At 70.5% G+C, this 9169-nt stretch carries 10 protein-coding genes; 9 read left to right on the top strand and 1 reads right to left on the bottom strand.

What is annotated here, in order from left to right; genetic code table 11:
* The first annotated feature begins 67 nt into the window (after positions 1–67).
* Together rpsL and rpsG are read left to right on the top strand one after the other, a co-directional pair.
* Complete coding sequence (gene rpsL / locus GKE82_RS08460) at positions 68–466, top strand: 30S ribosomal protein S12 (protein WP_107571251.1); 399 nt, start codon at positions 68–70, stop codon at positions 464–466.
* A gap of 7 nt (positions 467–473) precedes the next feature.
* Positions 474–944 carry a 30S ribosomal protein S7 gene (gene rpsG / locus GKE82_RS08455; protein WP_107571252.1) on the top strand — a complete coding sequence of 157 codons (471 nt, stop codon included), beginning with the start codon at positions 474–476 and terminating at the stop codon, positions 942–944.
* A 556-nt stretch (positions 945–1500) separates the two neighbouring features.
* Here rpsG and GKE82_RS08450 read toward each other — a convergent pair.
* Positions 1501–2574 carry a hypothetical protein gene (locus GKE82_RS08450; protein ID WP_154732981.1) on the bottom strand — a complete coding sequence of 358 codons (1074 nt, stop codon included), beginning with the start codon at positions 2572–2574 and terminating at the stop codon, positions 1501–1503.
* A 231-nt stretch (positions 2575–2805) separates the two neighbouring features.
* On the opposite strand from GKE82_RS08450, the gene fusA reads away from it, so the two are divergent.
* The 7 genes from fusA (at position 2806) to rplB (ending at position 9168) form a co-directional block, all read left to right on the top strand.
* Positions 2806–4908: an elongation factor G gene (fusA, locus tag GKE82_RS08445; RefSeq protein ID WP_107571254.1), complete on the top strand. Its 2103-nt coding sequence runs from the start codon at positions 2806–2808 to the stop codon at positions 4906–4908.
* 106 nt (positions 4909–5014) lie between these two features.
* Positions 5015–6199 carry an elongation factor Tu gene (gene tuf / locus GKE82_RS08440; protein WP_154732980.1) on the top strand — a complete coding sequence of 395 codons (1185 nt, stop codon included), beginning with the start codon at positions 5015–5017 and terminating at the stop codon, positions 6197–6199.
* A gap of 216 nt (positions 6200–6415) precedes the next feature.
* The gene (gene rpsJ, locus GKE82_RS08435) at positions 6416–6742 is read left to right on the top strand and encodes a 30S ribosomal protein S10 (protein ID WP_107571256.1); all 327 of its coding nucleotides are present in this window, start codon (positions 6416–6418) and stop codon (positions 6740–6742) included.
* Positions 6743–6745: 3 nt separating this feature from the next.
* On the top strand, positions 6746–7363 hold the full coding sequence (rplC, locus tag GKE82_RS08430; RefSeq protein WP_107571257.1) for a 50S ribosomal protein L3: 618 nt from the start codon (positions 6746–6748) through the stop codon (positions 7361–7363).
* The gene (gene rplD / locus GKE82_RS08425) at positions 7356–8015 is read left to right on the top strand and encodes a 50S ribosomal protein L4 (protein WP_107571258.1); all 660 of its coding nucleotides are present in this window, start codon (positions 7356–7358) and stop codon (positions 8013–8015) included. Before rplC ends, rplD begins: the two co-directional genes overlap by 8 nt.
* Positions 8016–8018: 3 nt before the next feature.
* Positions 8019–8318, top strand: a complete 300-nt coding sequence (gene rplW, locus GKE82_RS08420) for a 50S ribosomal protein L23 (RefSeq protein WP_107571259.1) — start codon at positions 8019–8021, stop codon at positions 8316–8318.
* A gap of 7 nt (positions 8319–8325) precedes the next feature.
* Positions 8326–9168, top strand: coding sequence for a 50S ribosomal protein L2 (gene rplB / locus GKE82_RS08415; RefSeq protein ID WP_107571260.1), 843 nt, complete (start codon positions 8326–8328; stop codon positions 9166–9168).
* Position 9169 lies beyond the last annotated feature (1 nt).

Genomic DNA, 9169 nt, shown 5'->3' with positions numbered 1-9169 from the left:
CGCCTGGCGGCCCCCTCGGAGGGGCACGGGTCGCCGCCGAACGATCGTTGCTACTCTCCCCGGTCGCATGCCTACGACCAGCCAGCTGATCCGCAAGGGTCGCACGCCGAAGAGCAAGAAGCTGTCCACCCCGGGCCTCAAGTCCGGCAAGGGCCGCAAGAAGAAGACCGCCGCCCCGCAGCGTCGCGGCGTCTGCACCCGCGTGTACACGACGACGCCGAAGAAGCCGAACTCGGCCCTCCGCAAGGTGGCGCGTGTCCGCATCTCCGGTGGCATCGAGGTCACGGCCTACATCCCGGGCGAGGGGCACAACCTGCAGGAGCACTCCGTCGTGCTCGTGCGTGGTGGCCGCGTCAAGGATCTGCCGGGCGTGCGCTACAAGGTCGTCCGTGGGACCCTCGACGCCGCCGGCGTCAGCGATCGCAAGAAGGCGCGGTCGCAGTACGGGGTCAAGAAGAGCAAGTAGGTACCTGATGCCCCGCCGCGCAGCCGCGCAGATCCGGACGATCGAGCCGGACGCCGTCCACCGCTCCCGCCTCGTCCAGCAGCTGATCAACAAGATCATGCTCGACGGCAAGAAGTCCACCGCCGAGCGGATCGTCTACGACGCCCTCGCGATCCTGTCGGAGAAGACCGGCAAGGACCCCGTCGAGGCGCTCGAGCTCTCGATCAAGGCGCTGACGCCGAACCTCGAGGTCCGCTCCCGCCGCGTCGGCGGCGCGACCTACCAGGTCCCGGTGGAGGTCCCGGCCCGCCGTGCGCGCACGCTCGCGATCCGCTGGCTCGCCGAGTTCGCCCGCCAGCGTCGCGAGAAGACGATGGCCCAGCGTCTCGCCAACGAGCTCCTCGACGCCCAGAACAACCAGGGCGGCGCCTACAAGCGCAAGGACGACATCTACCGCATGGCGCAGGCCAACAAGGCCTTCGCGCACTACCGCTGGTAGTCGCCCGCACCATCTGAGCCGGACCGAACGCCGCCCCGTCGCCGGGGCGGCGTTCGTCGTTGCGGGGCGCCCGGCCGCCGCCGCTCCGAGCGCTCGTTCTGGGTGATCTGCGTGCGAGATACGGGCTCGCGCTCACCCAGTTCGGCCCCGGGTGGCCGGGCGCGCGCCCGCCCGGGTCGTCGCGGAGCGTGCCTGCGACGCCCGGGCGAAGCGGGCGCGCGCGGCCAGGCGCGTCCGGCCGCGTCCGGCGCGTCCGGGCGCGTGCGGCGCGGCCAGGCGCGGCGGGGTGCGCGCGGCGGGCCAGGGGCGGGGTAGGTGCGGCGGGCCGGGGGCCTCCAGGTGCGGGGCCGCGTGTGACGTCGCGGGCCCGCCGCCGCTCGGCCCCGCGGTTCTGGGCGATCCGGGTGCCATATCCGGGCTCGAGATCACCCAGTTCGGTCGGTGCGCGCCCGGCCCGGGGCGTACTGGGTGATCTCGAGCCCATATGTGGGCGCCGGATCACCCAGTACGCCGTCGTGGGCGGGAGCCGGACCGGCCGCCGGCGCCGCGAGGCCGGTCAGCGACCGCCGCGCATGCGCCGCGCGCGCTCCCGGGCCTGGCGCAGGCGCTCGTCGAAGCTGAGCGTCCCGCCGGCCGGCGGGGCGTCCGGAGGTGCGGGCCCGTCCTCCGGGGCCTGCCCGGCGGACCGCTCGCGCTCGGCCTGCTCGCGCGCCGCGGCCTCGCGCTCGGCGGCGGCGCGCTCGCGGTCCGCCTGCTCGCGCGCGGCAGCCCCGCGCGCCACGGCCTCCTCGGCGTCGCGGGCGCGGGCGACCGCGGCGGCCTGCTCCTCGCGCTCGGCGGCCTGCGCGGCGCGCTCGGCGCGGGCGGCCTCGCGGGCCCGCTCCGCCTCGGCCCGCTGCGCGCGGCGCCGCGACTGGTCCTCGCGGGCGCGCCGGGCCTTCGCGGCGCCCGCGGCGAGGCCGCCGCCCAGCCGCCGGCCCGCGGACGCCCGTGGCGGCGTCCCGGAGCCCGCGCGCGCGGCGGGGGCGTCCACCTCGTCGTCGATCTGCGGCGGATCCGGGACGTCCTCCGTCGGCTCCGCCGCGCCGCGGACCGCCGGCGCACCCGGCTCGACCGTGGCCCGCGCGGGCACGTCCTGCACCGAGGCCAATTCCGCAGAGTCCTCGGCAGCGACCGCAGGCCCGCCCGGCGATCGCCGACCGGCGATCGCGGCCTGCCCGCCGCCGAGCAGCAGCAGGCCGACGCCCGCGACGGCGAGCAGCGCGCCCCCGAGCGTCTCGAGGAAGAAGCCGATGCCCGCCTGGGCGCTCGTGTCCTCGTAGAGCTCGGCGACGCGACCGGCCTGGTCGAGGTCCGGCGCGTCGCCGAGGACCGCGATCAGCAGGACCGCGACGCCGCACGCGGCGACCGCGAGCGTCGCCGGGCGTGCGCCGCGGACGGCGCCGAGATGGAGCACCCCGGCGAGCGCCCCGAGCAGCAGCAGTGCGACGCTGTGACGGTCGTAGCCGGTCAGGCTCGGATCGAACTCGGCGGTGGCGTTGCCGCCCCCGCCGATGGTGATCTCGATGATCGGGGCGAAGGTCGTGACCGCGACGAGCACCGCACCTGCGAACCCCATGAGGGCGAGCACCAGGCGGACCGCGGCGACACCGCCCGGAGCGACCCGGAGGGCCAGCCTCGATCTGCTATGGTTCCGCGCCGCTTCCGGACTTCTCGCGCTCATGCGCGCGCGGCCCGGCGACGAAGGCTGCGCCCTGATGGAGACCTCTGCCACATAGCGCGACACTCGGGAGACCACCCTGGTGTACGCGCGGGCCCAGTGGGCCCGTTCTTTTTGCCACGACGATCGAGAAGCTGACTCATGCCACGCAAGTATTCCCTCGAGAAGACCCGGAACATCGGGATCATGGCGCACATCGACGCCGGCAAGACGACCACTACCGAGCGGATCCTCTACTACACCGGTCGCAGTCACAAGATCGGTGAGGTCCACGACGGCGCGGCCACGATGGACTGGATGGAGCAGGAGCAGGAGCGTGGCATCACGATCACCTCCGCTGCGACCACCTGCGAGTGGCAGAACCACCGCATCAACATCATCGACACGCCCGGCCACGTCGACTTCACCGTCGAGGTCGAGCGCTCGCTGCGCGTCCTCGACGGCGCCATCGCGACGTTCGACGCCGCCGCCGGCGTCGAGCCGCAGTCCGAGACGGTGTGGCGTCAGGCGGACAAGTACTCCGTCCCGCGCATCGCCTACTGCAACAAGATGGACAAGATGGGCGCGGACTTCGCCATGTCCGTGCAGACGATGGTCGACCGCCTCGGCGCGAACCCGGTCCCGATCCAGCTGCCGATCGGCGCGGAGGGCGAGTTCAAGGGCATCATCGACCTCGTCACGATGAAGGCGACGATCTACAAGGACGACCTCGGCAAGGAGATCGACATCGTCGACATCCCGGCCGAGCTCGCCGACGAGGCCGCGGACGCGCGCGAGAAGATGCTCGACGAGATCTCCAACTACGACGACGAGCTCATGGAGCTCATCCTCGAGGACGGCGAGATCCCGGAGGAGCAGATCAAGACCGCGATCCGCAAGGCGACCCTCGCCATCGCGATCACCCCGATCCTCTGCGGCTCCTCGTTCAAGAACAAGGGCGTCCAGCCGCTGCTCGACGCGGTCATCGACTACCTGCCGAGCCCGCTCGACGTGCCCGCCATGGAGGGCGTCGTGCCCAACCGCGACGGCTCCGACGGCGAGCCCGCGACCCGCACGGCCAGCGACGAGGAGCCGTTCTCGGCGCTCGCGTTCAAGATCATGAGCGACCCGTTCTTCGGCAAGCTCACCTACTTCCGCGTCTACTCGGGGATCCTCGAGTCCGGCGGCAAGGTCCTCAACGTCGGCACCGGCAAGACCGAGCGCATGGGCCGCCTGCTCATGATGCACGCCAACGACCGCGAGGACGTGACCGAGGTCTACGCCGGCGACATCGCCGCGGGCGTCGGCATCAAGCAGATCGTCACCGGCGACACGCTGTGCTCGCCGGAGCAGCCGATCAAGCTCGAGTCGATGGAGTTCCCGGAGCCGGTCATCAAGGTGGCCGTCGAGCCGAAGACGAAGTCCGACCAGGAGAAGATGGGCGTCGCCCTCGGCCGCCTGGCCGAGGAGGACCCGACCTTCGTCGTCGCCACCAACGAGGAGACCGGCCAGACCGAGATCTCCGGCATGGGCGAGCTCCACCTCGACATCCTCGTCGACCGCATGAAGCGCGAGTTCGGCGTCGAGGCGAACGTCGGCAAGCCGCAGGTCTCCTACCGCGAGACCATCCGCGGCACCGCCGAGAAGGTCGAGGGCAAGTTCGTCAAGCAGACCGGCGGCTCGGGCCAGTACGGCGTCGTGCAGATCAACGTCGAGCCGATCCCCGGCGAGGGCTTCGAGTTCGTCTCCCAGATCAAGGGCGGCTCGGTCCCGACCGAGTACATCCCCTCGGTCGAGAAGGGCTGCTCCGAGGCGATGGCCAACGGCGTCAAGGCCGGCTACCCGATGGTCGACGTCCGCGTGACGCTGATCGACGGCAAGTACCACGAGACGGACTCCTCGGAGATCGCCTTCAAGATGGCCGGCTCGATCGCCTTCAAGGAGGCCTGCCGCCGCGCGAAGCCGGTGCTGCTCGAGCCGATCTTCAAGGTCGAGGTCGTGACCCCCGAGGAGTTCCTCGGCACGGTCATCGGCGACCTGTCCAGCCGTCGCGGTCGCGTCGAGGGGCAGGAGCCTCGCGGCAACGCCCTCGCCGTCACGGCCTACGTGCCGCTGTCGGAGATGTTCGGGTACGTCACCGACCTGCGCTCCAACACGCAGGGGCGCGCGTCCTCGACGATGCAGTTCGAGAGGTACGAGGAGGTCCCGCCGAACCTTGCCGAGAAGATCGCCGAGGGCCGGACGGGCACCCCGAGCGCGGCCTGACCCCAGACCGCACGAAACGCAGTTCTGAGATAGCTTTCACTGGTTCGCTGAGGAGTCGGCGGGCCGACCCCAGCAGACGATTTTTCCCCACGAGGAGCGAAGGTAGATGGCCAAGGAGAAGTTCGAGCGCGACAAGCCGCACGTCAACGTCGGGACCATCGGTCACATCGACCATGGCAAGACGACGCTGACCGCTGCGATCACGACCGTCCTGGCGGAGGCCATGGGCGGCGAGGCGAAGTCGTTCGCCGAGATCGACAACGCTCCCGAGGAGAAGGAGCGCGGCATCACGATCGCGACCTCCCACGTCGAGTACCAGACCGAGAACCGGCACTACGCGCACGTCGACTGCCCGGGTCACGCCGACTACGTCAAGAACATGATCACCGGCGCCGCGCAGATGGACGGCGCGATCCTGGTCGTGTCCGCCGCCGACGGCCCGATGCCGCAGACCCGTGAGCACATCCTGCTCGCGCGTCAGGTCGGCGTGCCGTACATCGTCGTGTTCCTCAACAAGGTCGACATGGTCGACGACGAGGAGCTCCTCGAGCTCGTCGAGGTCGAGGTCCGCGACCTGCTCTCCGAGTACGACTTCCCGGGCGACGACATCCCGTTCGTCCAGGGCTCGGCCACGGGCGCCCTCGAGGGCGAGCAGAAGTACAAGGACGCGATCATCGAGCTCGCCGGCCACCTGGACAGCTACATCCCGGAGCCGACCCGCGACCTCGACAAGCCGTTCCTGATGCCGGTCGAGGACGTCTTCTCGATCACCGGCCGCGGCACCGTCGCGACCGGCCGCATCGAGCAGGGCATCATCCACACGGGCGACGAGGTCGAGATCGTCGGCATCAAGGACTCGTCCAAGACGGTCGTCACCGGCGTCGAGATGTTCCGCAAGATCCTCGACGAGGGTCGCGCGGGCGAGAACGTCGGCTGCCTCCTGCGTGGCACCAAGCGCGAGGAGATCGAGCGCGGGCAGGTCCTCTGCAAGCCGGGCTCGATCAACCCGCACGTGAAGTTCAAGGCGGAGGTCTACGTCCTGAAGAAGGAGGAGGGTGGCCGTCACACGCCGTTCTTCACCGGCTACCGCCCGCAGTTCTACTTCCGCACCACGGACGTGACCGGCGTCGCGAACCTCCCCGAGGGGACCGAGATGGTCATGCCGGGCGACAACGTCCAGATGGAGATCGAGCTCATCCAGCCGATCGCCATGGATCCGGGCCTCCGCTTCGCCATCCGCGAGGGTGGCCGCACGGTCGGCTCGGGCGTCGTCACCGAGGTGCTCGTCTAGCGCAGGACCGACTGCGACGGGTGCGTCGCCGGCCTCGGCCGGCGGCGCACCTGGCGCGTCACGCCGTAACCGCAGGACCCGCAGGAGACAGCAGCACGCAGGACCTGGGCGGAACCCGGTCGTGATCGGGATCCGCCCTCAGCGCGCAAGCGCCCGAGAAGAAGCAGTACACCGGACGTCAGACGGAACAGCCGTAGGACCCAGAAAGAAGCTTCCATGGCAACTGCCACCCAGAACAAGATCCGCATTCGCCTCAAGGCCTACGACCACCGGGCCATCGAGTCGGCTGCCAAGGAGATCGTCGAGACGGCGACGCGCACGGGCGCGACCGTCACGGGTCCCGTGCCGCTCCCGACCGAGAAGAACATCTACTGCGTGATCCGCTCGCCCTTCAAGGACAAGGACTCCCGCGAGCACTTCGAGATCCGCACCCACAAGCGGCTGATCGACATCCATCAGCCGACGCCGAAGACGGTCGACTCGCTCCAGCGTCTCGACCACCTCCCGGCGGGCGTCGACATCGAGATCAAGCTGGTCGGCTGACCCATGCCTGCGATCCTTGCCAAGAAGCTGGGGATGACCCAGCTGTTCCTGGAGGACGGCCGCGTCGAGCGCGTCACCGTCCTCGAGGCCGGTCCGTGCCCCGTCACGGGCATCCGTACCTTCGACCGCGACGGCTACGAGGCCGTCCAGCTCGCGTTCGGCGCGACGAAGGAGAAGCACCTGACGAAGCCCGAGCTCGGGCACCTGAAGAAGGCCGGCGCCTCCGCGCACCGCCACCTCGTCGAGTTCCGCGACGAGGCCGGCGAGCTGCAGGTCGGCGAGACCGTCACCGTCGAGGCCTTCGAGGTCGGCGACAAGGTCAAGGTCGCCGGCACCTCGAAGGGCAAGGGCTTCCAGGGCACGATCAAGCGTCACGGCTTCGCCAGCGGTCCCAAGTCCCACGGCTCGCACAACGTGCGCGCCCCCGGCTCGATCGGTGCCTCCGCCTGGCCCGCCCGCGTGATGAAGGGCATCCGCGGCCCCGGCCAGATGGGCAACGAGCGCGTCACCCAGAAGGGCCTCGAGATCGTGCAGATCGACGCTGGCCAGAACCTGCTCCTGGTCCGTGGCTCCGTGCCCGGGCCGAAGAACGGTGTCGTGGAGGTTCGCACCGATGCCTAGCGCTCCCATCCTCGGCGGCACGAAGACCGTCGACCTCGACGAGACCGCGTTCGCGGCGCCCTTCAACGGGCCGCTCGTGCACGAGTCGGTCCGCGCCGAGCTGAACGCCCGTCGCCAGGGCACGTCGTCCACCAAGACCCGCGGCCAGGTCCGCGGCGGTGGCGCCAAGCCGTGGCGGCAGAAGGGCACCGGTCGTGCCCGTGCCGGCTCGAGCCGCAACCCGGTCTGGACCGGCGGCGGCATCGTGTTCGGCCCGTCGCCGCGCCACTACACGTTCAAGGTCAACCGCAAGGAGAAGCGTGCCGCCCTGCGCAGCATCCTCTCCGTGCACGCCGAGCGCGGGTCGCTCGCGGTCTTCGAGCCGGCGTCCTTCGAGACGCCCTCGACGAAGGCCGCGGTCGCGCTGCTCGACGGCTGGCTCAAGGACGGCAAGCGCCGCTCCGTGCTCGTCGTGCTCGCGGACAACGAGGAGCGCGCGTCGCTCTCGTTCCGCAACCTCGAGCGCGTCACCGTGATCGCCGCGTCGAACACCGGCATCGCCGACCTCGTCGGTGCCGCCTCGCTGCTCGTGACCGAGGGCGCGCTCGCGCAGCTCACGGCGCGTGCGAAGGGCGAGAAGGTCACCACCGCCGAGCAGACCGAGGAGGGCTAGGTCATGGATCCGAGCCAGGTCATCATCCGCCCGGTCGTCAGCGAGAAGAGCTACGTGCTCGCGTCGGCCGACAAGTACACCTTCCGCGTCCACGCGGATGCCCACAAGACGCAGATCAAGCAGGCGATCGAGGTCCTCTTCGACGTCAAGGTGGTCGGCGTCCACACGATGAGCGTCAAGTCCAAGCCCAAGCGCCGCGGCATCTCGCGCGGCCGCACGCGGGAGTGGAAGAAGGCCATCGTGCAGGTGCGTCCCGGGGACTCCATCCCGATCTTCCAGGGCCTGCAGGGCCTGGAGGGGTAGCTGAGCCATGCCCGTACGCAAGCCCAAGCCCACCAGCCCCGGCCTCCGGTTCGTCACGTACCCGGACTTCGCCGAGATCACGAAGACCGAGCCCGAGCGCACGCTCGTCGAGGGTCTGAAGAAGTCCGGTGGCCGCAACTCCAACGGTCGCAAGACCGCGCGTCACCGCGGCGGCGGAGCCAAGCGGCTCTACCGCAAGATCGACTTCAAGCGCACCCGTGACGGGATCCCCGCCAAGGTCGCCGCGATCGAGTACGACCCGAACCGCACCGCCTACATCGCGCTGCTGCACTACGTCGACGGCGTCAAGGCCTACATCCTCGCCCCGGCGCGGCTGAAGGTCGGCATGACCGTCGTGTCGGGCCCCGACGCGGACATCGCCGTCGGCAACTGCCTGCCGCTGGCGAACATGCCCACGGGTACCGTCATCCACAACGTCGAGCTGCAGCCCGGCCGCGGCGGTCAGCTCGGCCGCTCCGCCGGCACCTCGATCCAGCTGATGGCCAAGGACGGGGACCTCGCGACCCTGCGCCTGCCGTCCGGCGAGATGCGCCAGGTCCGCACGGAGTGCCGCGCGACCGTCGGCGTCATCGGCAACGCCGACCACCAGAACGTCAAGATCGGCAAGGCCGGCCGCAAGCGTCACATGGGCGTCCGCCCGCAGACGCGCGGCACCGCCATGAACCCCGTCGACCACCCGCACGGTGGTGGCGAGGGCTCGACGACCCCCGGTCGTCACCCGGTGACCCCGTGGGGCGTCCCCACGCTGGGCTACCGCACCCGCAAGAAGAACAAGGCGTCCGACCGCTACATCGTGCGCGGCCGTCGCCGTGGGAAGGGCAAGCGCTAGA

Origin of the sequence: Conexibacter sp. W3-3-2 (assembly GCF_009707605.1) — a bacterium.
In the GTDB taxonomy this organism is placed as follows: Bacteria; Actinomycetota; Thermoleophilia; order Solirubrobacterales; family Solirubrobacteraceae; genus Paraconexibacter; species Paraconexibacter algicola.
Note: the sequence above shows the minus strand (reverse complement) of the source record. Positions and strands in the feature narration are given on the sequence as shown.

Excerpts from the sequence above, each read along its gene's own strand:
- rplD (WP_107571258.1), top strand. The coding sequence starts at position 7,356 with ATGCCTAGCGCTCCCATCCTCGGCGGCACGAAGACCGTCGACCTCGAC.
- fusA (WP_107571254.1), top strand. The coding sequence starts at position 2,806 with ATGCCACGCAAGTATTCCCTCGAGAAGACCCGGAACATCGGGATCATG.
- rpsJ (WP_107571256.1), top strand. The coding sequence starts at position 6,416 with ATGGCAACTGCCACCCAGAACAAGATCCGCATTCGCCTCAAGGCCTAC.
- rplW (WP_107571259.1), top strand. The coding sequence starts at position 8,019 with ATGGATCCGAGCCAGGTCATCATCCGCCCGGTCGTCAGCGAGAAGAGC.
- tuf (WP_154732980.1), top strand. The coding sequence starts at position 5,015 with ATGGCCAAGGAGAAGTTCGAGCGCGACAAGCCGCACGTCAACGTCGGG.
- rpsL (WP_107571251.1), top strand. The coding sequence starts at position 68 with ATGCCTACGACCAGCCAGCTGATCCGCAAGGGTCGCACGCCGAAGAGC.
- rpsG (WP_107571252.1), top strand. The coding sequence starts at position 474 with ATGCCCCGCCGCGCAGCCGCGCAGATCCGGACGATCGAGCCGGACGCC.
- rplB (WP_107571260.1), top strand. The coding sequence starts at position 8,326 with ATGCCCGTACGCAAGCCCAAGCCCACCAGCCCCGGCCTCCGGTTCGTC.
- rplC (WP_107571257.1), top strand. The coding sequence starts at position 6,746 with ATGCCTGCGATCCTTGCCAAGAAGCTGGGGATGACCCAGCTGTTCCTG.